At 76.5% G+C, this 23,612-nt stretch carries 19 protein-coding genes, 2 pseudogenes and 2 riboswitches; of the genes and pseudogenes, 3 read left to right on the forward strand and 18 right to left on the reverse strand.

Annotated elements, in window-relative coordinates; translation table 11 throughout:
- Positions 1 to 344: 344 nt before the first annotated feature.
- A pseudogene (locus ACFY07_RS25535) lies at positions 345 to 581 on the forward strand (DUF664 domain-containing protein); the annotation flags it as partial.
- A gap of 7 nt (positions 582 to 588) precedes the next feature.
- Here ACFY07_RS25535 and ACFY07_RS25540 read toward each other — a convergent pair.
- The 18 genes and pseudogenes from ACFY07_RS25540 to ACFY07_RS25625 all read right to left on the reverse strand — a co-directional run bounded on the left by ACFY07_RS25540 (position 589) and on the right by ACFY07_RS25625 (position 19,427).
- Positions 589 to 789, reverse strand: coding sequence for a hypothetical protein (locus ACFY07_RS25540; RefSeq protein WP_390871940.1), 201 nt, complete (start codon positions 787 to 789; stop codon positions 589 to 591).
- Complete coding sequence (locus tag ACFY07_RS25545) at positions 783 to 1,052, reverse strand: hypothetical protein (RefSeq protein WP_390871938.1); 270 nt, start codon at positions 1,050 to 1,052, stop codon at positions 783 to 785. The genes ACFY07_RS25540 and ACFY07_RS25545 overlap by 7 nt, the downstream gene beginning before the upstream one ends.
- Positions 1,053 to 1,680: 628 nt before the next feature.
- The gene (locus ACFY07_RS25550) at positions 1,681 to 3,051 is read right to left on the reverse strand and encodes an NtaA/DmoA family FMN-dependent monooxygenase (RefSeq protein WP_390871895.1); all 1,371 of its coding nucleotides are present in this window, start codon (positions 3,049 to 3,051) and stop codon (positions 1,681 to 1,683) included.
- Between the two features lie 14 nt (positions 3,052 to 3,065).
- Positions 3,066 to 4,265, reverse strand: coding sequence for an LLM class flavin-dependent oxidoreductase (locus ACFY07_RS25555; protein WP_390871896.1), 1,200 nt, complete (start codon positions 4,263 to 4,265; stop codon positions 3,066 to 3,068).
- A 179-nt stretch (positions 4,266 to 4,444) separates the two neighbouring features.
- Positions 4,445 to 5,503 (reverse strand): transporter substrate-binding domain-containing protein, encoded by a 1,059-nt coding sequence (locus ACFY07_RS25560; protein ID WP_390871897.1) that lies wholly within the window; start codon positions 5,501 to 5,503, stop codon positions 4,445 to 4,447.
- An 80-nt stretch (positions 5,504 to 5,583) separates the two neighbouring features.
- Complete coding sequence (locus tag ACFY07_RS25565; protein ID WP_390871898.1) at positions 5,584 to 6,375, reverse strand: amino acid ABC transporter ATP-binding protein; 792 nt, start codon at positions 6,373 to 6,375, stop codon at positions 5,584 to 5,586.
- Positions 6,372 to 7,352, reverse strand: a complete 981-nt coding sequence (locus ACFY07_RS25570) for an amino acid ABC transporter permease (RefSeq protein WP_230746662.1) — start codon at positions 7,350 to 7,352, stop codon at positions 6,372 to 6,374. The genes ACFY07_RS25565 and ACFY07_RS25570 overlap by 4 nt, the downstream gene beginning before the upstream one ends.
- Positions 7,353 to 7,731: 379 nt before the next feature.
- A riboswitch (SAM riboswitch) is annotated at positions 7,732 to 7,836 on the reverse strand.
- 281 nt (positions 7,837 to 8,117) lie between these two features.
- A pseudogene (locus ACFY07_RS25575) lies at positions 8,118 to 9,080 on the reverse strand (homoserine O-acetyltransferase).
- Positions 9,081 to 9,286: 206 nt separating this feature from the next.
- A complete protein-coding gene (locus tag ACFY07_RS25580; protein WP_390871899.1) occupies positions 9,287 to 10,666 on the reverse strand; it encodes a bifunctional o-acetylhomoserine/o-acetylserine sulfhydrylase in 1,380 nt (459 codons plus the stop codon).
- A 412-nt stretch (positions 10,667 to 11,078) separates the two neighbouring features.
- The gene (locus tag ACFY07_RS25585; RefSeq protein WP_390871900.1) at positions 11,079 to 11,891 is read right to left on the reverse strand and encodes a carbohydrate ABC transporter permease; all 813 of its coding nucleotides are present in this window, start codon (positions 11,889 to 11,891) and stop codon (positions 11,079 to 11,081) included.
- Complete coding sequence (locus ACFY07_RS25590; protein ID WP_390871901.1) at positions 11,891 to 12,784, reverse strand: carbohydrate ABC transporter permease; 894 nt, start codon at positions 12,782 to 12,784, stop codon at positions 11,891 to 11,893. Before ACFY07_RS25590 ends, ACFY07_RS25585 begins: the two co-directional genes overlap by 1 nt.
- Positions 12,759 to 14,060 carry an ABC transporter substrate-binding protein gene (locus ACFY07_RS25595; RefSeq protein WP_390871902.1) on the reverse strand — a complete coding sequence of 434 codons (1,302 nt, stop codon included), beginning with the start codon at positions 14,058 to 14,060 and terminating at the stop codon, positions 12,759 to 12,761. Before ACFY07_RS25595 ends, ACFY07_RS25590 begins: the two co-directional genes overlap by 26 nt.
- A gap of 147 nt (positions 14,061 to 14,207) precedes the next feature.
- Positions 14,208 to 15,323 (reverse strand): LLM class flavin-dependent oxidoreductase, encoded by a 1,116-nt coding sequence (locus ACFY07_RS25600; protein ID WP_390871903.1) that lies wholly within the window; start codon positions 15,321 to 15,323, stop codon positions 14,208 to 14,210.
- Between the two features lie 191 nt (positions 15,324 to 15,514).
- The gene (locus ACFY07_RS25605) at positions 15,515 to 15,589 is read right to left on the reverse strand and encodes a putative leader peptide (RefSeq protein WP_374228236.1); all 75 of its coding nucleotides are present in this window, start codon (positions 15,587 to 15,589) and stop codon (positions 15,515 to 15,517) included.
- Between the two features lie 239 nt (positions 15,590 to 15,828).
- Complete coding sequence (locus ACFY07_RS25610) at positions 15,829 to 16,380, reverse strand: NAD(P)H-dependent oxidoreductase (protein WP_390871904.1); 552 nt, start codon at positions 16,378 to 16,380, stop codon at positions 15,829 to 15,831.
- 229 nt (positions 16,381 to 16,609) lie between these two features.
- Positions 16,610 to 16,789, reverse strand: coding sequence for a putative leader peptide (locus ACFY07_RS25615; RefSeq protein ID WP_390871905.1), 180 nt, complete (start codon positions 16,787 to 16,789; stop codon positions 16,610 to 16,612).
- Positions 16,790 to 16,799: 10 nt separating this feature from the next.
- Positions 16,800 to 17,315: a flavin reductase family protein gene (locus ACFY07_RS25620; protein WP_390871906.1), complete on the reverse strand. Its 516-nt coding sequence runs from the start codon at positions 17,313 to 17,315 to the stop codon at positions 16,800 to 16,802.
- Between the two features lie 57 nt (positions 17,316 to 17,372).
- Positions 17,373 to 19,427: an FAD/NAD(P)-binding protein gene (locus tag ACFY07_RS25625; protein ID WP_390871907.1), complete on the reverse strand. Its 2,055-nt coding sequence runs from the start codon at positions 19,425 to 19,427 to the stop codon at positions 17,373 to 17,375.
- 1,142 nt (positions 19,428 to 20,569) lie between these two features.
- Here ACFY07_RS25625 and ACFY07_RS25630 point away from each other — a divergent pair.
- Both ACFY07_RS25630 and ACFY07_RS25635 read left to right on the forward strand, forming a co-directional pair.
- Positions 20,570 to 21,139 carry a GNAT family N-acetyltransferase gene (locus ACFY07_RS25630; RefSeq protein WP_390871939.1) on the forward strand — a complete coding sequence of 190 codons (570 nt, stop codon included), beginning with the start codon at positions 20,570 to 20,572 and terminating at the stop codon, positions 21,137 to 21,139.
- Between the two features lie 395 nt (positions 21,140 to 21,534).
- Positions 21,535 to 21,681: riboswitch (SAM riboswitch) on the forward strand.
- A 447-nt stretch (positions 21,682 to 22,128) separates the two neighbouring features.
- On the forward strand, positions 22,129 to 23,112 hold the full coding sequence (locus tag ACFY07_RS25635) for a glutathione S-transferase C-terminal domain-containing protein (RefSeq protein ID WP_390871908.1): 984 nt from the start codon (positions 22,129 to 22,131) through the stop codon (positions 23,110 to 23,112).
- Positions 23,113 to 23,612: the final 500 nt, after the last annotated feature.

The raw sequence follows: 23,612 nt of genomic DNA on the forward strand, positions 1-23,612 counted from the left end.
CGCACGACGCCGCAGCTCAGCGGGATAAGGGGAGGGACGTGCCATGACTCAATCCTCTCAGGGAATCGAGTCTCCATTCCAACCGGGGCGGTTCACAGCGACGTGGGGGCGTTGCTTTGCGTGGACGATCGCGCGCCTGTCGGTTGGCCTTTCGGAACGTTGATGTGGAGTTCGGCGATCTGGACACGATTGCGGATTTCGTGCTGGATGTGACAGCGGCCCTCCAGGCAGAGGCCGACACCGCAGAGATGACGCGGTGGCCGGCGACTGCGACAGCCATAGGGGCCAAGTGGGAGGCTGGCCTCTCTGTGAGCTGCGTACCCCTCCACAAGGGCACGGTCCTTGGCGGCTTCGAACCGGCCGAGGACGCCACACTGCACGACGCCCTCGCCACCTGGCAGGCGGAGATCGCCCGCGCCCGCGAGCTCTGCGCCGACCGCGCCCTGACCGACACCGGCCGCTTCATGGAGCAGGACGTCAACCTCCGCTGGATCCACGTCCACATGATCGAGGAGTACGCCCGCCACAACGGCCGCGCCGACCTGCTCCGGGAGCGCATCGACGGCATCACCGGGGTGTGACGCCACATCAGATAAGACCGCGCTGCTGCGAGGTGACGTGCCGACGGGTTGCTGGCCGGGCGGCGCGTCGCACCACGGTGCTCGGGCGGCTGAGCGTGTGCGTGTCCGTGAGATCGATGACGACGAGGGGCAGCGCCTGCTGCGGATCGTCCGTGGAGGCACCGGATCGGTCGTGACCCGGTGGCGAGCGCAGATGCTGTTTCAGCATTCCTCCTGCGCGTGGGCAGCGCGGCAGCGTTCGACCTGCCCGGTGACCTGCTCCATGAACCAGCGCATGATCTCGTACGGGACGACGTGCTCGTCGTGGCTGTGGATGTGGACGGCAGGTTCCGGATCCGGGTCCTCGTCGGGGACGAACGCCACCAGGAAGGCAGCTCCGGGCAGGTAGGTCGCCGCGTTGCGGATCTCCGTCCACGCGGCCGGCGCGGGCACGGCCTCGCTCAGCTCCACGACCCAGGCATCGTCGGGCAAGGCGTAGTGGAACTGGACGGCGTAGTGACGGCCTGCATGTTCTCGCAGCTCTGGCAGGTCCGCAGGCTGCCACAGCTGTCGGGCGGGAGTCGCGCGGATATCCGACTGCGGGCCCTGCAGTCCGGAGCTGCGGTCACGCGGCTCAACCAGCGGTTGCGGGACAACCCTCAGGCCCTGTCGGCACCCCTTGTCGTCGCCGCTGCCCGGCACCGGCTGCAGCGTGACGTCGGCCGCAGTGTCCCCAGCGGGCGATCGGGCGCCCCGGGAGTGATCCACAGCCGTACCGCCCCATGGGCCGGGTCGGTGTCGTCGGGCAGGTCGAGGCCGACGGCCATGATCTCCTGGGCCAGGACCTCTCCCCTTCGGCAGTGGCCGAAGGCGGGAGGCGACAGGCCCAAGGGCGTCGCCGCGGGCCCGGCCCGGTGTCCGCCGCCTCCCCGATGTCCCCCGACGTACCCCGCGGTGCCGTCGCCGAGGACGCCATGGTGCCCGGAACAGGCCGGCCGGCCGCCCACCGGCCGGGGTCCCGTCGACTCCCTCCCGGACCGTGGCGGTCTGCGCCGCGGTTCCCGGCGGCCTCCTGTTCGTCGCCGCCCGGCGGGGCCTGCCGAAGGGCGGGGTCGGGTCGTCAGGGCGTCGGACGCTCCGCGGGTTCGGCGGGGCGGTCGAGGCCGAGGTGGTCGCGGAGGGTGGGGCCGGTGTAGTCGTGGCGGAAGACGCCGCGCTCCTGGAGCAGGGGGACGACGGTGTCGGCGAACCCGTCCAGGCCGCCGGGGGTGAGGTGCGGGACGAGGATGAAGCCGTCGGCGGCGTCCGCCTGCACCAGCGCGTCGATCGACGCGGCCACCGTCGCCGGGGAGCCGACGAAGGTCTGGCGGTTGCCCGTCTCGATGACCAGGTCCCGGATGGACCAGTTCTTCTGCGCGGCGAGCTCCCGCCACTCGCGGGCGGTGGCCAGCCGGTCGCGGTACATCCGCACCTGGGCGCGGCCCTGGGCGACGGTGTGCTCGCCCGGGTCGGGGTCGATGTCGGGGAGGGGGCCGTCGGGGTCGTAGGCGGACAGGTCGCGGTTCCAGACGAACTCCAGGTGGCGCAGGGCGGTGGCGCCGCTGACCTGCCGGCGGCGCACCTCCCGGGCGGCCTCCTGGGCCTCGGCGTCGGTGTCGCCGAGGACGAAGGTGGCGGCGGGCAGGATGAGCAGCTGGTCGGGGCGGCGTCCGTACCGGGCGAGGCGGCCCTTGACGTCGGCGTAGAACGCCCGCCCCTCCTCGAGGGTGCCGTAGCGGCTGAAGATGGCGTCCGCGCCCGCCGCGGCGAACTCCCGGCCCTCGTCGGAGTCGCCGGCCTGGAAGACGACCGGGCGGCCCTGGGGGCTGCGGGGGGTGTCGAACCGCCCGTGGATGTCGAACTGCTCGCCCCGGTGGACGAACGCCCCGGCGCGGGCGTCGCGCAGGAAGGTCCCGGACACCGGGTCGGCGACGAGGTCGTCGTCGCGCCAGGAGTCGAAGAGCTCGTTGGCGGTGGCCAGGAACTCCCTGGCGCGGGAGTAGCGCTGCTCCTGCGGGAGGAAGCCGCCGCGGCGGAAGTTCTCGCCGGTGAAGGCGTCCCAGGAGGTGACGACGTTCCAGGCGGAGCGCCCGGCGGAGAGGTGGTCGAGGGCGGCGAACTGGCGGGCGACCTCGTAGGGCTCGTTGAAGGTGGAGTTGATGGTGCCGGTCAGACCGAGGCGGTCGGTGACGGCGGCGAGGGCGGCCAGCACGGTGAAGGTGTCCGGGCGGCCCACCACGTCGAGGTCGTAGATCCTCCCGTTCTGCTCGCGCAGCCGCAGTCCCTCCGCGAGGAAGAGGAAGTCGAACTTGGCGCGCTCGGCGGTGCGGGCGAAGTGGACGAAGGAGTCGAACGCGATGTGGCTGCCGGCCCTGGGGTCGCTCCACACGGTGGTGTTGTTCACGCCGGGGAAGTGGGCGGCGAGGTGGATCTGCTTCACGGGCCTGCTCATGGTCGGGCTCTCCCTCAGGATCGGGCGGCCGCGGCCGCGTAGCGGTTGGCGGGACGGGGCAGGCCGAGCAGTCCGCGCAGGGTGCCGGCCCCGTACGCCGTGCGGAAGGCGCCGCGGGACTGGAGCTCGGGCACCAGGCCGCGGGTGACGGCGGGCAGGTCGTGCCCGAGCACCGCGGGGTGCAGCCGGAAGCCGGTCAGTCCGGCGGCGCGCAGGTCCAGCAGCAGGTCGGCGAGTCCGGCCGGGGTGCCGGCGAAGACGGGGATGCCGTCGGCGACGGGTGGCCCGTCCAGGTCGTCGAGGCGGGCGCGCCGGTCCGCGGCCGCGGCGGCGCTCTCGTCCAGGAGGACGGCGAGGTCGCCGAGGACGTGCAGGGGCCCGTCGGCGTCCCGCAGGCCGCGCAGGCGTGCGACGGCGTCGCGAACCCGGTCGGCGTCGTCGGCGGGGACGTGGACCAGGTCGGCGGAGCGGGCGGCCGTCCGGAGGGACGCGGGCCCGTCGAGCGGCACGGCGACAGGAGGCAGGCCCTGCGGCGGACGCGGGGTGATCGAGGGGCCGCGCACCCGGAAGAAGCGGCCCTCGAAGTCGATGTGGTGCAGCTTGTCGCGGTCGACGAAGCGGCCGGTGGCGGCGTCGCGGATCTCCGCGTCGTCCTCCCAGCTGTCCCAGAGGCGGCGCAGCACCTCGACGTAGTCGGCGGCCTCCTCCCACAGCTCCTCGGCCACGGCGGCGGGGCTGTCCGTGGGGTCGGAGGTGCCGGGGGCGGGGAAGGTGCGGCGTCCGAAGTGCGCGGCCTCGTCCGGCCTCGCGGTGACGCGGATGCGCACGCCGGCGCGGCCGTTGCTCACGTGGTCGAGGGTCGCGACCGCCTTGGAGAGGTGGAACGGCTCGGTGTGGGTCGCGGTGACGGTGGGCACCAGGCCGATGTGCCGGGTCAGCGGGGCGACGCGGGCGGCGGTCAGCACCGCGTCGAGGCGTCCGTGGACCCGGTCGGTGCGCCCGTCCGGTCCGTCGGGGCGGGAGGACTGCGGGGCCAGGGCGTCCTCGAAGGTCACGAAGTCGAGCAGTCCGTGCTCGGCCTCGGCCACGAGGTCGGCCCAGTGGCGTGCGGTGAACAGCTCCCGGGGCCGGGAGGCGGGCTCGCGCCAGGCGGCCGGGTGCCATCCGGCCCCGTCCAGCGCGGCGGCCAGGTGGAGGGGGGAGGGAGCGGACACGGGAGGGGCCTTCCTGATCGGCGGGGGCCGCCGCCCCCCGGAGCGGGGTCCGGCGGCGGGGGCGGGGCGGGAGCGGCGAGGACGGAGCGGGAGGGAGGGGTCCGGGGCGGGAGCGGCGGGCCCGGGGAGGGCCCGGGCCCGCCGCTCCGCCGACTTCCCCGAATGAATATGACGAGTCGTCAGGAGTTGTCGAGCGGCAGCCCGGGCGGGTTGACCAGGGACCGGTCGACGCCCTCGTTGGAGAGGTTCCAGGCGGACAGCCACTGCGCGTACTGGCCGTTCTTGATGAGGTGGTCGATCGCGTCCGCGATCGGCCTGGCGAGCCCGCTGTCCTTCTTCGTGGTGGCGGCGATGAGGCCCTGGAGGGTCGCGCCGGCCCCCGAGAAGGTGCCGGCGTTCCGCGTGGGGTGGGCGGTTCCGGCGTCCTGGCGGATGTGGTACGCGATGTCGGGGTTGGGACCGAAGTAGGCGTCGATCTTCCCGCCGTCCAGCGCGAGCCAGGTGCTGTTGTTGTCGGGGAAGTACTTGACGGTCAGCTGCCTGCCCTCGGCCTTGAGCTTCTCCTGCCAGGTGAGGAGGATCTTCTCCTGGTTGGTGCCGCGGCCGACGGCGACGGTCCGGCCGGCGAGGGCGCGGTAGTCGCCGCGGAAGTCCCAGGTGCTGCTGCGGAGGACCTCGAACCCCAGGTTGTCCTTGCGGTAGGAGGCGAAGTCGTACTTCAGCTTGCGCTGCTCGGTGTCGGTGACGTTGGCGAAGGCGACGTCGGTCCGGCCGCTGTCGAGGCCGACGAACATGTTCTCCCAGGTGGCGTTGGACAGCACCGGCTTGAGGCCGAGGACCGCGGCGACCAGTCGCCCGAGGTCGGGCTCGGAGCCGGTGAGGGTCCGCTGGTCGGTGCCGACGAACGCCAGCGGCGGGAAGCCCGCCGGGAGAGCGCCGACGCCGATGGCGAGGCGGCCGCTGTCGCGCACCTTCTTCGGCAGCTCCGCGCGGATCGACGGCACGGCGGCGACCGTGAGGACGGTCTCCTTGCCGGCGCCGTTGGAGAGGGCGCCGACCGTCACGGTGCCGTCGGACGCGGCGCCGTCGGACGCGGCGGTCACGGAGTCGCCGCCGCCGCAGGCGGCGAGGCCCGTCGCGAGGGAGGCCGCCGCGGTGGCGGTGGCGAGACCGCGGAGGATCCGGGCGCGGAGCGGGCGGGTACGGAGCGGGCGGGTGCGGAGACCGGGTCTGGGCATGGCTGTCCTTGTCCTCGGTGAAAGGGGTCGGGCGGGAAAGGGGGCGTTCGGCGGGAGGCCGTCGGTGGAGCGGGTCCGGGTCAGAGGACCTTGCTCAGGAACGCGCGGGTGCGCGGGTGCCTCGGGTGGTCGAGGACCTCGGCGGGCGGGCCCTCCTCGAGGATCCGGCCCTCGTCGAGGAAGACGACGCGGTCGGCGACCTCGCGGGCGAAGCCGATCTCATGGGTGACGATGACGAGGGTGGTGCCGTCCGCGGCCAGGTCCCTGATGACCGACAGCACCTCGCCGACCAGTTCGGGGTCGAGCGCCGAGGTGGGCTCGTCGAAGAGGATGAGGCCGGGCCGGAGGGCGAGCGCCCGGGCGATGGCGACGCGCTGCTGCTGGCCGCCGGAGAGCCGGCGCGGGTACGCGTCGGCGTGGTCGGCGAGGCCGACCCGGGCGAGCAGGCCGCGGGCGAGCTCCCGCGCGCCCTCCCGGTCCAGCTGCCCGGTGGCGGCGGGGGCCGCGGCGACGTTCTCGAGCGCGGTCAGGTGGGGGAAGAGGTTGAAGTTCTGGAAGACGAAGCCGATGCGGCGGCGCTGCTCGAGGATGGCCCGCTCGCTCAGCTCCTTGAAGTGCCCGCGGTGCGGGCGCACACCGATCGGCTCGCCGTTGAGGCTGACGTACCCGGACTCCGGCCGCTCCAGGTGGTTGACGACCCGGAGCAGGGTGGACTTTCCCGAGCCGGAGGGGCCGAGGACGACGGTCACCTCCCCGGGCCGCACCGTGAGGCTCACACCGTCCAGCACCCGCCGGGAGCCGTAGGACTTGTGCACGTCGTGCACCTCGACCGCCGCCGGCCGCACGGGGGCGGCCGCTGCCGTGCCGGTCATGCCGCCGCCTCCTTCCGGAGCCGGGCACCCGCGGCGGCGAACCCGGCCCGCAGCCGCTGCAGCGGCGTCGGCGGCAGGGAGCGCACGGCGCCGCGCGCGTAGTGGCGCTCCACGTAGTACTGGACGACGGAGACGGCGCTGGTCAGGATCACGTACCAGGCGGTGGCGACCAGCAGCAGCGGCACGATGTCGCCGGAGTAGGTGCTGCCGAGGCTCTGGACCGTGCCGAAGACGTCGAGCAGCGAGACGTAGAAGACGAGCGAGGTGCTCTTCACGAGGCCGATCAGCTGGTTGACGTAGGACGGGACGACGGCGCGCAGGGCCTGCGGGAGGACGATGCGGGTGAAGCGGTAGGAGGCCGGCAGGCCGAGCGCGGCGGCGGCCTCGTGCTGGCCCTGGTCGACGGAGAGGACGCCCGCGCGGACCACCTCCGCCGCGTACGCGGCCTCGTTGAGGCTGAGGCCGACGACGGCGACCGCCATGTCGCCGGCCAGCCTCGACTCGTCGAAGGTGGCGAAGGCGGGGCCGAACGGCACACCGACGCTCAGCACGGGGTACAGCGCGCTGAAGTTGTAGAGGAACAGCAGCACCACGATCAGCGGGACGGAGCGGAACAGCCAGATGTAGCTCCAGCTGACCGCCCGCAGCACCGGGCTCGCGGAGAGTCTGCCCAGGGCGAGCAGGACCCCGCCGAGCAGGCCCAGGACGGCGCTCCAGGCGGTGACCTCCAGGGTGACGCCCAGCCCCTGGAGGACGACCGGCCGTGCGAACCAGTACCCGAAGCGGTCCCACTGGTAGAAGGGGTTGGTGGCCAGGCCGTGTGCGGCCTGGGCGGCGACGACGAGGACGGCGGCGGTGGCCGCCCACCGCCGGGGGTGCCGCAGCGGGACGACGCGCCGCGCGGCGGGGGCGGGAGGGGGCGGCGGGGGCGGCGGCGCCGTGCCGGGGGGCACGACGGTGCCGAGGGATTCGCTCATGGGGGGACTCCGTGGGGACGGTCCGTCAGCATCGGGGGCCGCGCGGAGGGCGCGGGGCGGGGGCGCACCCGGGAGGGGGGTGCACCGGTGGGGAGGAAGGGGGCGCCGCCGGGTGCGGGCGCACGGCGCGCCGGCCGGTACGGCGGCCCGTACCGCAGGACGGGTGCCGGCCCTGGCCGGGCGCACCCGGGGGCCGGGTGCCTGGCGGCGGCGCAGGAGGCGCTAGGAGGCGCTAGGAGACGGTGCTACAGAGGGCGCTGCACACGCGCAGCAGGTCGACGCAGCGGTCCAGGTAGGCGTCGACGCGGCCGTGGCGCCGCCGGGCGGCCGTCCCCGGTCCTGCGTCCATCGCTGCCACCGTCACCGTTCTGCCGCAAGGGCGTCGCGCTTACCGAGCCGTCGGTCGGGTCATCACCTGGGGCACCCCGCCGCGGTGGAGGGTTGCCGGCCAGCGAGCCAGGGCTTGTCGCTGACGCTCATGACCGTTGTGGGCCGTACGTTAGGGAGCGGCTCTCCGGGGTGTCAACCCCGCGTCCCGCATGCCGGAACGGACGGAAACCGCTGGTGAGAAGGCATGCTGACGCCGTTTCCGGGCACGGCTGAGGCCCCCGCGGCGGCGTGGGGCCGCGGAGGGACGGCGGACGCGGACCGGGGCGGCACCGCGTGGGGCGGGGCGTGCGGCCTCCCCGGCCCGGACGGAGCGGCCCGGGGGCGGCCGGAGCAGGCCGGGCCCGGCCGGCGGGCCCCGGCGCCGCGGCACGGCGGTCACCCCCCTCCCCCGCCCAGGAGCTCGCGCACGAGCGCCCCGACCTGCCCGGTCTCGACCAGGAAGCCGTCGTGCCCGTGGGGGGAGTCGACGACGCGCACCGCGTCGGCCCCCGCGATGCCGGCCGCGAGCCGGGCCTGCTGCTCCAGCGGGTACAGGCGGTCGGTGGAGACCCCCGCCACGAGCGTGTCGGCGCGGATCCGGCGCAGCGCGGCCGCCGCGCCGCCGCGGCCGCGGCCGACGTCGTGGCCGTTCATCGCCTCGGTCAGCGCCACGTAGCTGCCGGCGTCGAAACGCCGGACGAGCTTGTCGGCATGGTGGTCGAGGTAGGACTCCACCCGGTACCGGCCGCCGTCTCGGGGGTCCTCGCCGTCCTGGGGGTGCCGGCCGAACCGGGCCTCCAGTTCGGGTGCGCTGCGGTAGGTGAGCTGGGCGATCCGGCGTGCGAGGCCCAGTCCGGCGTGCGGGCCCTGCCCGGGCGGCGCGTCGTGGTAGTCGCCGCCGCGCCAGCCGGGGTCGGAGCGGACGGCCCGCAGCTGCACGCCGGCTCAGGCGATCTGCTCGGCGCCGGAGGCCGCCGTGGAGGCGAGGAGCAGCAGCCGCCGGACGCGCTCCGGCCGGGACACGGCCCACTCCAGGGCGCGCATCCCGCCCATGGAGCCGCCGGCGACCAGGGCCCAGCGGTCGACGCCGAGGGCGTCGGCGAGCCCGGCCTCGGCCGCCACCTGGTCGCGCTGCGTGAGCCGGGGGAAGGACCCGCCCCACCGCCGCCCGTCGGGGCGGCGGGAGGCGGGGCCGGTGCTGCCCTGGCAGCCGCCGAGCACGTTGGGCGCCACCACGAACCACCGGTCGGTGTCGAGGGGGAGGCCGGGCCCGACCAGTCCGTCCCACCAGCCGGGGGTGGGGTGGCCGGGGCCGGCCGCGCCGGCGGCGTGGCTGTCACCGGTGAGGGCGTGCAGCAGGAGGACCGCGTTGGACCGGTCGGGGGCGGGCCGTCCCCAGGTCTCGTAGGCGAGCCGCACGCCGGGCAGCGCGTCGCCGCACTCCAGGGCGAGCGGCCGCTCCCGCACGTACCACCGCCGGCGGCCCGGCGGGTCCCCCTCCTGCCAGGCCCCGGAGGCCGGCGGGAGGGGGCGGAGCGCGCCGGGCGCGGCGGCGGGGGCGGCGTTCAGGACGCGCCCTTCGCCGCGCGGAAGCCGGCCTCCAGGTCGGCCCTGAGGTCGGCGAGGTTCTCGATGCCGACGGACAGGCGCACCAGTCCGGGCGCGGTGCCGGTCGCGGCCAGCTGCTCGGCGTCGAGCTGGCTGTGGGTGGTGGACGCCGGGTGGATGATCAGGCTGCGCACGTCGCCGATGTTGGCGAGGTGGCTGAAGAGCTCCACGGCGTCCACGAACCGCCGGCCCGCCTCGACGCCGTCGCGCAGCTCGAAGGAGAGCACCGCGCCGACGCCGCGCGGCAGGTAGCGGCGGGCCGCCCCGTACCAGCGGCTGGAGGGCAGGCCCGGGTAGTGGACCGCGGCGACCTCGTCGCGCTGCTCCAGCCACTCGGCGAGCGCCTGGGCGTTGGCCGTGTGGCGCTCCAGGCGCAGGCTGAGCGTCTCGACGCCCTGGAGCAGCAGAAAGGCGGAGTGGGGGGCGATGGCGGGGCCGAGGTCGCGCAGCAGCTGCACCCGCAGCTTGGCGGCGTAGGCGCCGGGGCCGAGAGCGGGCCAGTAGCGCAGGCCGTGGTAGCTCGGGTCGGGCTCGATGAAGTCGGGGAAGCGGTCGGGGTGGGCGCCGAAGTCGAAGGTGCCGGCGTCGACCACGACGCCGCCGATGGTGGTGCCGTGGCCGCCGAGGAACTTCGTCGCCGAGTGGACGACGACGTCGGCGCCGTGCTCGGCCGGCCGCAGCAGGTAGGGCGTGGGCACGGTGTTGTCGACGACGAGCGGGACGCCGGCGGCGTGGGCGACGTCGGCCACGCCCCGCACGTCCAGGACGTTGCCGCGGGGGTTGCCCAGCGTCTCGGCGAACAGGGCCTTGGTGCGGGGGCGGACGGCGGCCCGCCAGGCGTCGAGGTCGTCGGGGTCCTCGACGAAGGACACCTCGATGCCGAACCTGGGGAGCGTGTGGCGCAGGAGGTTGTACGTGCCGCCGTACAGGGAGGCGCTGGAGACGACGTGGTCGCCCGCGCGGGCCAGGTTGAGGAGGGCGAGGGTCTCCGCGGCCTGGCCGGAGGCGAGTGCCACCGCGGCGACGCCGCCCTCCAGGGAGGCGAGGCGCTGCTCGAGAACGTCCTGGGTGGGGTTGTGGATGCGGGTGTAGATGTTGCCGGGCTCGGCGAGGGAGAAGAGGTCGGCGGCGTGGCGGGTGTCGCGGAAGACGAACGACGTCGTCTGGTAGATCGGGACGGCCCGTGCGCCGGTCGCCGGGTCGGGTGCGGCGCCGGCGTGGACCTGCCGGGTCTCGAAGGACCAGCCGGGGGCGGCGTCGGCCGCGCGGGGGGTCTCGGCGGTGTCCGGGGCGGCGGCAGCGGTGGTGTCGGCAGCGGTGTCGGGGGTCTGGCTCATGGCTCTCTCCGGGACGGTGGGCGCGGCACGGCGCGGAGGGGCGGCCGCGTACGGGAGTACGGGGGCGTGCGCCGCGTACGCCACAGGCGGGCGGGCACGGCGGGGCGCGCGCCGGACGGGCGCGGCGGAGACGGGGTGCGGGGTGCGCGGCCCGGCCGCCGTGGCGGGCGGTCAGGGGCGGGGCGCCGATGTCAGCGGGCGGCGGGACAGCCCGTGCTGGTGACGCGGCCGTAGTCCACGTGGCGGCGGGTCACGAGGGGCGTCATGGTCCCAGGGAACCACAGCCGCAGGTCCGGTACCAGCGGTTCGGTGCATCCGCCGCCCCCGCGCCGCGGGTCGGCGGCGCAACCGGACGGCAGGCGCGGTGACGGGCCGTCGGGTACGCGGTCGCCGGAGGCCGCCGGACGGCCGGTCACCCGCGCACCGCCCCGGCGGTGAGCCCCGCGACGAAGTGCCGCTGGAGGAGGACGTACGCCGCCACGACGGGCAGGGAGGACACGGCCACCCCGGCGAAGAGCACCGGGTAGTCGGTGAGGAACTCCCCCTGGAAGTCCAGCAGCGCCAGCGGGAGCGTGCGCGCCCCCGGCGTGCGGACGAACAGCAGCGGGTACAGCAGGTCGTTCCAGTCCATGACGCACAGGAAGACCGCCGTCGTGGCGAGCGCGGGACGCGACAGCGGCAGGGCCACGGAGACCAGCGACCGCACCGGTCCCGCCCCGTCCAGCGCGGCGGCCTCGTACAGCTCCCCGGGGACGCCGCGCAGGAAGCCGCCCAGGAGGAACACGGCCGTGGGCAGCGTCGCCACGGTGTCGGCCAGGACGAGGCCCGTGAGGCTGTCGGTGAGCCCCAGCCGGTCGAAGAGGACGTACTGCGGGACGACGGCCGCCTGCGCGGGCACGGCGAGGCCGGCCACGAGGACCGTGAAGACCGCCCAGGAGGCGCGGCCGGGGACCCGCGCGCAGAAGAACGCGGCGGGGACGGCGACCGCGAGGGTGAGCAGCACCGCTCCCCCGGTGACGAGCAGGCTGTGGGCGAAGGCGGGTCCGAGGCCGCCCTCCCCCACCGCCCGGCGGTAGTTGTCCAGCGTCGGGTGGAGCGGCGGGGCGAGCGGGTGCGCGAAGAGCTGCGGCAGGGTCTTGAAGGCGCCGAAGCCCACCACGAGCAGCGGCAGCACGACGGCGGCCGCGGCGGCGGCGAGGCAGGCGGCGCGCAGGGCGCGGGACATCACGGCTGCCCCCCTCCCAGCGCGCGGCGCTGAACCCACGTCAGCAGCAGGACGAAGGCCATGAAGACCAGGGACTCGGCGGCCGCGTACCCGAAGCGGTCGTCCGAGAAGGTGGTGTAGATGCGGGTGGAGAGCAGGTCGAGGCCGGGGCCCGGCGGGTTGCCGCCGAGGCCGAGCACCAGGTCGAAGGCCTTGAAGGACTGGACGGTGGTGTAGGCGGCGACGATCGCCGCCGCGGGCGCCAGCAGGGGCCAGGTGACGTGGCGGAAGCGGGCCAGGCGGCCCGCACCGTCCAGGGCCGCCGCCTCGTGGTACTCGCGCGGGATCGCCTGGAGGCCGGCGACGAAGACGACCGTCATCTGGCCCGCGTGGAACCACACCTGGGTGAGGGCGAGCCAGAGGACGGCGTGCCCCGGGTCGCCGAGGTACAGCGGCTGCACGCCGCCCAGGCCGACCGCGCGCAGCGCCGTGTCCAGCAGGCCGCCGCCGGGCTCGTACACGAAGCGCCACACGAAGGCGACGGAGACCGAGGACAGCACGGCGGGCAGGAAGAACAGCGCCCTCAGCAGCACCGACATCGGGGTGGTGCGGACCAGCAGCAGCGCCAGCAGCAGCGCCAGCGCGGTCTGGACGAGCACCACGGCCGCGGTCAGCCGGAAGGTGTTGGCGGCCGCGTGGTGGAAGAGGTCGTCGCCGGTGGCGAGACGGACGAGGTTCGCCGGGCCGACGTCGCGGTAGGAGGCGCTGTAGCCGTCCCAGTCGGTGAGCGCGTACCGGAAGGACTGGAGCACCGGGTACAGGAAGAGGAACCCGGACAGGGCGAGGGCCGGCAGCGGGAAGAGCCAGACCAGCCCCGGCCGGCGCCGGTCACGCCCGCTTCTGGTCGATGACACGCTGGGCCTCCTCCGCCGCCTGGTGGGGGTCGGTGCCGCGGACCACCGCCACGGTGGCGTTCTCCACGGCGCTGCGGATGTCCAGGTCGAGGAACTGGAAGCGGGGCGCCAGGAGGGTCCGGCGGGTGAGCCAGGGGGCGAGCGCCTTCAGGTCGGGGTTGGTGTACTCGACGCCGGCGACGGTGACGTGCTGGCCGGTGCCGTCCGCGTAGGCGGCGGCGTTGCGCGGCTCGCTGAGGAACTCCAGGAGGGCGTAGGCGGCGGGCTGCACGGAGGAGGCGCTGTTGACGCCCAGGATGAAGGTGGCGTTGAACACGCCCTCGTACCGGGCCCGGCCGGCGGCGGTGGTGATCGGCGCGACCAGGTCGACCGGGAAGCGGGCGCCGAGGGCCCGCGCCGCTGCTGTCTGGAAGGAGCCGGTGGCCAGCAGCCCGGCCCGGCCCTGCGCGAACAGCCGCAGGGTGGCGTCGGCGTCGGAGGCGGCGGCCCGGGGCTGGAGGTAGGGGCGCAGCTGCGCGTACTGGCGCAGGGTGGTGAGGAACCAGTCGTCGGTGACGCGGTGGCGGCCGGTCTCGATGCCGGCGAAGGCGTCCGGCTCGGGCAGGTTGTTCATCACCATGGTGTTGAGGAGCTGTCCGGCGTTCGCGGCGTCGCCGCCGGGCCAGGCCAGCGGGGTGTACCCCTTGGCCTTCAGGTCGTCGAGGAGCTGGAGGAACCCGTCCCAGTCGCGGGGCGCGGCGGTGTGCCCGGCCCGGTCCAGGGCGTCGGTGTTGGCGAGCGGGGTGTTGAAGACCAGTTGGTAGGGCAGTCCGTACTGCACCCCGCCCTGGGCGCCGGGGGCGGTCAGGGCGTCCTGGTAGCGGCGCAGGACGGGGGTGCCGGTCAGCGGGGCGTACACGCCCGCCTTCACCAGCTGCTGGAACTGGGCGCCGCGGAAGGCGGTGAAGAGGTCGCCGGAGCGGGCGCCGCGGATGCGCCGCAGGGCGGTGGACTGGTAGTCGGCGGAGGGCGTGACGTCCTGGCGGACGTCCGTGCCGGGGTGGAGGCGGGAGAAGGCCGCGGTGAGGCGGGCGAGGACCGCCTTGTCCTCGGCGCGCCAGTGGGCGAAGGAGACGGTGCCCTTCACCGGGCCGGCGGTGGCGGGGCCGGAGGCCGCCCCTGCGGTGGCGCGTGGGGCGCCGGGTCCGCCGCCGGGTCCGGCGCAGGCGGCGGCGGTGAGGGCGAGTCCGGTGCCGGCGAGCAGGCGCAGGGCGGACCTGCGGTCGAGGGCGTTCATGGTGGTGTGGGTCCTTTCACGGAGGGGTGGGGATCGGGCGGGGTCGGAGGCTGGGGCGGGGTCGCGGATGCGGGCGTGCGGGACCGCGCCGGGCGCCCGGGGCGGTCCGGCGGGGCCGCGGCGGAGGAGCGGCGGAGGGGCTGCGGGTCAGGCGGTGGCGTGGGCGGGGACGTCGGCGAGCAGGCCGCGGGCCGCCAGGACCGGGCGGACGCACTCGCCGAAGCGGACGGCCTCCTCCAGGTGCGGCTGACCGGAGAGGATGACGTGCTCGATGCCCAGGGCCGCGTACTCCGCGATGCGGTCGGCGACCTGCTCGTGGCTGCCGACGAGCGCCGTCCCGGCCCCGGGCCGGACCAGGCCGAACCCGGCCCACAGGTTCGGGTGGACCTCCAGCCGGTCGGTGCTGCCGCCGCTCAGGGCGGCCATGGCGCGCTGGCCGGCGGACTCCGAGGCGCGGAAGCGGGCATGGGCGGCGGCGATGTCGGCGGGGTCCAGCGCGGCGAGCAGCCGGTCGGCCTCGGCCCACGCCTCGTCGGCGGTGTCGCGGCTGATGACGTGCAGGCGGATCCCGAAGGACGGGGAGCGGCCGAGGCGGGCCGCCGCCTCCCGGACGGCCGAGATCTTCGCGGCCACGGCGGCGGGCGGCTCCCCCCAGGTGAGGTAGGTGTCGGCGTGGCGGGCCGCGACGGGCAGGGCGGGGGCGGAGGAGCCGCCGAAGAACACCGGCGGTGCCTCGGCCGGCGGCCGGCGCAGGCGGCCCGCCGCGACCCGGTAGTGCGCGCCGTCGAAGTCGTAGGGCTCGCCGGTCCAGGCCCGGCGCAGGAGGGTGAGGAACTCGTCGGTGCGGGCGTAGCGGGCGTCGTGGTCGAGCCAGTCGCCGTAGGCGCGCTGCTCGTCGGCGTCGCTGCCGGTGACGACGTTCAGCAGCAGACGGCCCCCGGACAGCCGCTGGTAGGTCGCGGCCATCTGCGCGGCCAGCGGCGGCGCGACGGTCCCGGGCCGGAAGGCGACGAGGAACTTCAGCCGGGTCGTGCGGGAAGCGAGGGCGGCGGTGGTGAGCCAGGCGTCCTCGCAGTCGCTGCCGGTGGGGGTGAGCACGGCCTCGAACCCGGCGGACTCGGCGGCCAGGGCGACCTGGGTGAGGTAGTCGAGGCTCGGCGGACGGGAGGTGGTGCGCGACTGGAGGGAGTCGCGGGAGGTGACGCCGACGACGGAGCGGTCGTCGCCGGTGGTGGGCAGGAACCAGTGCAGGCGCACGGCCATGGGGGCTCGCAATCCTGGAGGGGGGCGCCGTGGCGGCGCGCGCGGCGGGCCGGGCACGGCGGTGGGCGTGCCGGGGCTGCGGGCGGCGGGGCGGCGGAGGGTGCGGGGGGCCGGTCCCCGGCGGGGCACCAGCAGAAGGAGACGCGCGGGGAAGGAGACGCGCGGAGGGGACGCGGAGTCGTGCCGCGGGGTCAGCTACAGAGCGCCGCTGCGACCCGGAGCAGGTCGACGTGCGGGCGCCTGACAAGCGCGACGGGGTGTCCCATGGGCCGGGACCATACACACGATCAGGTCGCGGGTGAACGCGTGATCGACATGTGGGACGGGCGGCCGACCGGACGTCACTCTGCCTTCCTGGACCGGGAGGACGGGACCCACGGCCCGCACCGGGGCCGGGCTGCGTCGGACAGGGCCGGACCGCGGCGGGGCGTGCGGGAGGAAACGGCAGCGCGGCCCCACCGGGACGTCGGGAGCGGCCGGGAACCCGGAGGAGAGCCGCGTCCGGTCATTCGGCCCAGGCGGCGAGCGGACTCACCGGGAGGGACTGGATGAACTCGTCCACGGCCTGGAAGAGGAGCAGCTCCGCCCCGGGCTCGAGGAGCGCCGCGCCCTCCGCGCCGGCGGGCCCGACGGCGCCGTCGGGCAGGAAGCAGCCGGCGACGACGTGGCGGGCGCCCAGGGCGGCCAGGACGGGGCGGAGCGCGTAGTCCAGGGCGAGGGAGTCCTCCGGCCCGGCACCGGTCGCCAGTGGCAGGACCGTCTTGCCCGCGAGGGCGCCCGGGGGCAGGACGTCGAGGAACGCCTTGAGGAGCCCGGTGTAGGACGAGGCGTGCACGGCGCTGGCGATGATGAGTCCGCGGGCGGCGGCGACGCGGGCCGTCGCCTCCTCCAGCGCCGGCCCCTCCGCGCCGAGCAGCTGGTCGGGCGGCAGCCGGCGGAGGTCGAGGTGCTCGACGTCGAAGCCGGTGAGCGACAGGCGCACGGCGATGTGCTCGGCGACCAGCGCGGTCGGCACGGCGGCCGGTCGGCTGCCCGACAGAACGAGGAGCGAGGTCACAGGGAGGTCTCCTGGGAAGTGGGGGAGGCGCCGCGGCACGGAACGGCCGACCGGACGCGGCGGACGCGGCGGACACGGCGGGCGGAGCGGGCGCGGCGGGCGGGACCGGCGCCGGGCAACGCTCGCACGGACGGGACGCGGAGCACGGGGCACGGAACGGCACCGGTGACCGGCCGTCAGCAACGGTGTCGGCCGCGGCTCCCGGCGGCCGCCGGGGCCGCTGTACCGGTCAGCGAGCGCAGGGACAGAGCGCGCCCGCCTGGCGGCACAGGTCGACGTGCAGGCGCGCGGCGAGGTCCTCGGACTGGCTCACGGGAGAAGGGTGGCAGCCCAGCCGGGGGGCGTCAACGCACCCCCGCGCTCCCCCGCGATCCGGCGGGCGCGGTCGTCCTCCAGGCGGCCGGGGCACGGCGCGGGCCTCACCCCTCCCGGTCCGGCAGGGCGGCGAAGGTGCCGAAACCGCCGTCGTGGTGGATGAGCGGGGCGGCGTCGGCCGGTCCGCCCGCGTCCAGGACCCGGCCGACCACGAGGAGGTGGTCGCCGACCTCCCGGATCAGCTCGGGCCGGGCGGTGAGCCAGGCCGGCACCCCGGCGAGCAGCGGGACGCCGCCCGCGGCGGGTGTCCAGTCCACCCCGGCGAACCGGTCTGCCCCGCTGCGGGCGAAGGCGCGGGCGAGGTCCTCCTGACCGGCTCCCAGCACGTGCACGGCGAAGACCTCGGCCGTGCCGACGGCCGGGGCGGTCGAGGCGGTCGAGGAGAGGCAGAAGGAGACCAGGGCCGGCTCCAGGGAGACGGAGGTGAAGGAGGTGGCGGTGAAGCCAGCCGGTCCGGGGACGGTCACCACGGTCACACCGGAGGCGTGGCGGCGCAGGGTGCGGCGCAGCAGCTCGGACGGGGGCGCCCAGGAGGGTGCGAGGTCGGGGGCGGCGGTCATCGTGTCGGGGTCCTTCCGGTACGGGGTGTGCGGGGATGGAGCGGGCCGGGGCCGTGGTCAGCGCAGCACTGCCGCCCCGGCGTGTACCCCGGATGCGGGCCGAGGGCCGGCGGGGTCGGCAGCGTCGCGGGGGACGACGGCGGGGGCGGTGGAGGCGGCCGTGGCGGTGTCGGGCAGGGGGGTGTCGGGCAGGGGGGTGTCGGGCAGGGGGGTGTCGGGAACCGCGGCGAGCAGGCGCAGGAGGGCCCGGGCGGCGGTGTCGTTCTGCCGGAAGCCCGGGGAGTCGGTGCGGGGCCGGGCGAAGGCGGCGACCGACCGGGCGTCGGTCGGGGCGCCGAGCGCGAAGCGGCGCGGGTGGGGTCCGCCCGCCTCCGGGTCGAGCACCCGGCCGTCGGGGGCGGTGGCCAGCAGTCCCGGCCGGTGGGTCCCGGTGGCGTCGGCGCGGACCTCCTCGGTGACGGCGCCGGCCCGGTGGAGGCTCCGCAGCAGCGGGTCGCCGGTCCGCCGCAGGGTGGGCCGGGGCAGGTAGGCCTCGACGAGGGCGGTGGCCGTGACCGTGTGCCCGGGCACCGAGGGGCTGGAGGCGGTGAAGACGCCGGCGTCCTCGTCGGCGGCGACCCGCACGTCGGCGCCGAGGAAGCGGACGACGCCGGCGCGGGAGAGCGCCAGGAGTTCCTGCAGGCGGAAAGGGGGCGGTCCCGAGGCCAGGAAGTTGAAGAAGCCGGTCCACCACCCGTCGAGGTCCTCGGCGAGGGAGCGGGCGGTGAGCAGGCCGGAGGCGAGCACGCGGGGCAGCCGCCCGTACAGCGAGAGCAGCGCGAGGAAGGCGCCGAGGTCGGCGCTGTGCGCGGGGTCGGTCCGGCGGGCGACGTCGGCGGCGACGTGGCGGCGCACGTGCTCCTGGAGTTCGCCGGAGGAGGCGAAGGAGAGGCCGGCGAGGGGGCGGTCCAGGGCGTCGGGGTCCAGGCGGTCGGCGGGGTCGGGCACGGCCTCGGCGACCAGTCGCTCACGTTCGGGCGTGTACCAGCCGACGCGGTCGTAGGCGGCGAGGAACCGCTCCCAGGGCACGGCGGTGCGGCCGGGATGGGCGTGGAAGAGCTCGTGGTAGTGGCCGAAGCCGATCTCCTTCGCCATCAGCGGCCACAGGTCGCGGCGGAAGTCCAGCGGCCGGCCCGGCGCGAGCAGGGCGTCGACGGCGGCGTCGTCGAAGTGGCGGGGCAGCGGGGCGGGCGGGCCCTGGAGCCGGTAGCCGGTCTTGGAGTGGTACGGCACGCCGCGCCGGGAGCCGAGGTGCAGGACGGGCTCGCGGCCGGAGGGCAGGTAGGCGAGGGTGCCGTCCGCCGCGGTGCGGAAGCGGCCGCCGCGCCCGGAGGTGAGCAGGGCCACCAGGTCGACGCAGGCCAGGCCCATGCCACGCAGCACCACGTGCTCGCCGGGCCGGACCGGGTCGAGGTCGGCGTCGGCGGAGAAGGCGGGCGGCAGGTGGAAGCGGCCGTGCCGGGCGGCGAAGCGGGACAGCTCCCGGTGCGGCCCGTCGGGCCGCGCGTCGAGGTGGCCGAGGGTGAGGACGACGGCGTCGGCGGTGAGGACGGTGCCGCCCGCGAGCCGCACCCGCTGCGGTCCGTCGCACGGGCCGGTGACGGCGGTCGCGGTGTCGCGGTGGACGGTGACGACGGTGCCCGACGGCAGGTCGGCGACGGCTCGGCGGAAGCACCAGTCCAGGTAGGCGCTCTGGGCACGGCGGGTGGGGAAGCCAGTGGGGCGCAGTGCCGCGAGCTCCGCGGCGACGGCCGGGTCGGCGGGCGGCGCGTACGGCGGATGGGCGGACGGGTCGGCGGCCCACTCGGCGAGGGACGGGCCCGGGCGCACCGGCCCGTCCAGGGTGGAGCGCTCGTCGGTGAACAGGGTGACGTCCTCGGCCATGGAGTTCATCCGCAGCAGCGGGGACTGGTCGTGGCGCCACACCCGCCCGGCGCCGGGCGGGTGCGGGTCGACGAGGTGCACGTGGAGAGGACGTCCGGCGGGGAGGACGGGGGCGTTGGCGGCGAGGCGCTCCAGCAGCCCGGTGGCGCGGGGGCCGGCGCCGACGACGACGAGGACGGCGGGCCTCACCGGCCACCGCCGGACGCGGACGCGGTGCGGGACATGGGCGCGGTACGGGACATCTGCGCGGTACGGGACGCGGGCGCCGGGCCGTGCGCGGTGGTCCGGGGCCGGGACGGACCGGCGGGACGGGAGGGAGCGGCGGCGCACACGGCGAGGGGGAGGTCCGCGGGGACCGGCCGGGGGCGGAAGGGGAGGAGGTGCGGCGTCGAGGCCATCACGGGCTCTCCGGGAGGGGCGGTACGGGCAGGTGGACGGGCCCCGGTACGGGGCGTCGGTGCCGTCACCGCCGTGTCCCTCAACACGGCCGGACCGGTCGCCACCGGTCCGCGGACGATCGTACGCACGCCCGGATCGCAGGTGTCAAGGGACGACCGGCTGGCGGACGGCAGTTGACGGGGCGGAGACCGCGCTGCTCAACTGGGCACGTGAACGCCGAGCAGCCCCTGGTCATCCGCGGCCACATCGACTTCGGTCGGGTGTGGTCCGCGGCCTGTCGCGCCTGACTCGGCAGCGGGCCGCCTGACCGGCCCCTCACCTCCCTCGGACACCACCCCTCGCCGGGCCGGGTCCACCCGTGCCCCCGGCCGCCGCCGACCGGGTCCGGGCGTCGAGGCGCACGCCGCTGCCCCCTTCCGCACGGCCGCCGCAACCGGCTTGACGTGCCGTCACCCACGCATCCTGCGCCCTCGCCGGCGCGCCCCGCCCCGTCCCTCTCCCCGGCATCCCTTCACCGACGTTCCCCTCCCCCGACACCACCCTCCCGCCGCGCACGCCTGCGCCACCGGGCCGCCGCGGCGCGCCCGGGCGCAGTACGGCGCGCCCTCCCGAGGAGCCGCCCTCATGCCTGTGGAGTCCCCGGCCGCCGCCGACGGGTCGGACACGACCTCGCGCACCGGCCCGCCCGGCGCCCCCCGCCGCCCCGTGCCGCGCCGCGCCGCCACCGCCCGCACCCGGGGCCGTGCCATGCCCGTCCGCGGCCCGGGGGCGCCGCACGCCCCGGCCGCCGACCGCTCAGCCCCCTCTCCCGCACACCGCACGACCCCATTCCCCGTGCCCGCCGCCGGGGACGGGGCCCGCACGCCCCGCGGCCGGCGCACGGCGGTGGCCACGTGACCGCCCCTGGGGCCGGGCCCGCGGCGCTCCGCGGCCTGACGGTGGCGGCGGTGGACGCGGACGACCCCCGGGTGCGGCCGCTGGTGGACGAGCTGACCCGCGAGTACACCTCCCGGTACGGTCCCGGGGCCGAGCAGGAGATGTCCCGGTACCCGGCCGAGGAGTTCGCACCGCCCCACGGCGCGCTCCTGCTGCTGCTCGCCTCCGGGCGCCCCGTGGCCGGCGGGGCGTTCCGGCGGCACGAGGACCCCGGCACCGCCGAGTTCAAGCGCATCTGGACCCACTCCGCCCACCGGCGGCGCGGCCTGGCGCGACGCGTGGTCGCCGCCCTGGAGCGGGAGGCCGCCGACCGCGGCTACCGGCGCGTCCTCCTCACCACCGGACCCCGGCAGCCGGAGGCCCGCGGCCTGTACCTGGCGACCGGGTACACACCGCTGTTCGACCTCGCCGCCGACCACGAGACCATCGGCCCCCTGCCCTTCGAGAAGCTGCTGTCCCGGGCCGCCGCAACGCCGGCCCCGGAGTCCGCCGCGACGGTGCAGCCCCCGGCGCGCCGGTCCTCGGAGCAGCAGCTCCTGCCGGTGGCTCCGCCCGGAGGCGCCTGAGTGCCGTGCCTCTCCGCGCACCTGCTCCCGCGCTCTCCGCCCGGCGCCCCACGGGCCGGACCTCCCCCCTCGGGCGTACGCCCGGGGTGCGGGCCCGGCCGGTCCCTCCCGGTCCACGGCGGGGAGCGGGAGGAGCCGGCCGGGTCGTCAGGCGTCCCCGCCCCGCAGGAGGGAGGACAGGACGGCACGGCGTCCGGGTCCTCAGCGGCCGCACGGGCCCGGGCGATGCCGCCCTCCCCGCGTAAGGCCGCCGACGGAGACGGCCGGGCCGCCGCAGACGCGGGGAACGCAGGTGATGCAGGGGGCGCAGAGGGGCGCGGGTCGGTCGCGCAGCTCCCCCGTGCTGCGCTCACGCCTTGACGCTCCCTCAAGCATCCGCCGACAATGATCGGGACGGTCAAGATTGTCGGCGCCCGCCGTCCCGGGACCTCCCGGACCAGCGGGTCGTCAGCCCCGGCTCGCCGACAGGCAACCCCTCCACCGCGACGGGGTGCTCCGGGTGAGGACCAGGCCCCGCGCGACCGCCGGGGCAAGTGCGGTATTGGACCGCGGCCCTGCCGCGGTCCGGTCGCGGAGGGGCGGGGGGCGGCGATGGCCGGCACGGAGGCGCACTGCCCCGGTGGACACTCCGCTCCCGCACGTGACTCGTCCGGGGACCTGTGCACGCCCGCACGCCGCCCGGCGCTGACCGTACGCCGCCACATCGACCTGCTGCGCGTGTGCAGCGCGGGCTGTCGCACCCGCTGAGGCCTCTCCCCCGCCCGGACGGACCGCGCCCGCCGCCGACGGCAGCGGCGGCGGCGGTGCCGCCCGCGCCGGGGAGCGCCCTGCGCGAGCCGCCCTCGTCTGGCGGTCCGCCGTTCCGCCGTCGGGGCCGACGGCCGGCGCCGCCGCCCGCCCGCGCGGCGTGCGTGCACACTCCCGCGCCTCCGCGCCTCCCGGCCTCCCGGCCTCCGCACCGACGACCCGCCCGACACCAGGGGGACACCATGTCCGAGACCGCCCCGAGGACCACCGCCGACCGCGCTCTCCGCCCGCGCCCGGACCGGCTGCCGCCGCTGCCCGGCGCGGAGGGGCCCGTCCCGCCCGTCCAGCGCTTCCGCGGCCGCATCGGCAGCGACGCACGCAGCGGCTACTACCCCGCACTGCACCGCTACCACCTGTACCTGTCGCTCGCGTGTCCCCTGTCCCTGCGCACCTCCGTCACCCTCGCCCTCGCCGGGCTGGAGGGCCAGGTGTCCGTCACCGTGCTGGACCCGGTGGCCGAGGACCTCGACGCGCCCGCCGCACCGGGCGGCCGGGCGCGGGACGGCGCCGCGCAGGGACTGCGGGACCTGCGGCGGGCCTACGAGGCCAGCCGCCACCGGTACGACGGGCCCGTGACGGTCCCCGCGCTGTGCGACCGGTGGAGCGGACGGCTGGTCAGCAACCACGCGCCCGACATCATGCGGGACCTCGCCACCCGCCTTCCCGACGGACCGGCGGCGGACGCGACCGGCCTCTACCCCCCGCACGCCGATGCGGACCTCGAGGAGCTCGCACTCCTCCTCGACGAGGGGATCGGCGAGGCCGCCCAGCGCGCGGGCCGCGCCCCGGCCGGCAGGCGCGACGGCGAAGCCCTGCGGACGGTCCTGTCCTCCCTCGCGGCGCTGGAGCACCGCCTGACGGACCGGCCCTTCGTCGCCGGACCGCACCTGACCGCCGCCGACGTGCACCTGTGGGCGACGCTCGTCCAACTGGACCTGGTGCACCGGCTCCACCTCGACGAGGACGCCGTCCGGCGCATCGCCGACCACCCGCGCCTGTGGGCCCACGCGCGGCGGCTGCACCTGCTGCCCGCCTTCCACCGCACCCTGCGCCCGGACCACATCGCCCGCCGGCACCGGCGCAGCTGCCGCGGCCCGGAGTCCTCCGGCGCACGCCTGCCCCTCGCCGACTGGACGATCCCGCCGCAGGCCGACCCCGGCGCGTGACCCCGGCGGCCTCGGAACTCGACCGGTCGCATCGGAACACCGCCGGACTCGCCGGCCCGCCACTCCTGCCACTCCTGCCGCGTGCGCCCCGCCCCCCTGCGGGGGCGGGGCGCACGCGCATACGGCCGGGTGCCGAGGAACAGGGCGAGCCGGAGGGGCAAGGCTTCACCACAGCACTGCCCCGGTGCCGCACGGCGCAGGATGCGGCCGGTCCGCTGCTGCCGGCCGTACCGTTCCCCGCCGTCGCGGCGGGGAGCGCCTCAGCCTCCTGTTCCACCGGGGACGCGCAGTCCGTGGCTGCGGGACCCCCACGGCTCCGGCGGCGGTTCCGACGGCCACGGCGGGAGCCCGGCCACCGCACCCTCTGGTGCTGAGAGGGCCGCACCGCGTGCTCCGGGCCGAGGACGTGCCGCACGCAGCGGCCGTCCGGCCGTGACCGGTCGACGGCGCACCGCGCACCTCCCCGGCGGAGTCGCCCTGCGGACGCCCCGCACCTTCAT

This window comes from Streptomyces sp. NPDC001380 (genome assembly GCF_042895785.1).
GTDB lineage: Bacteria > Actinomycetota > Actinomycetes > Streptomycetales > Streptomycetaceae > Peterkaempfera.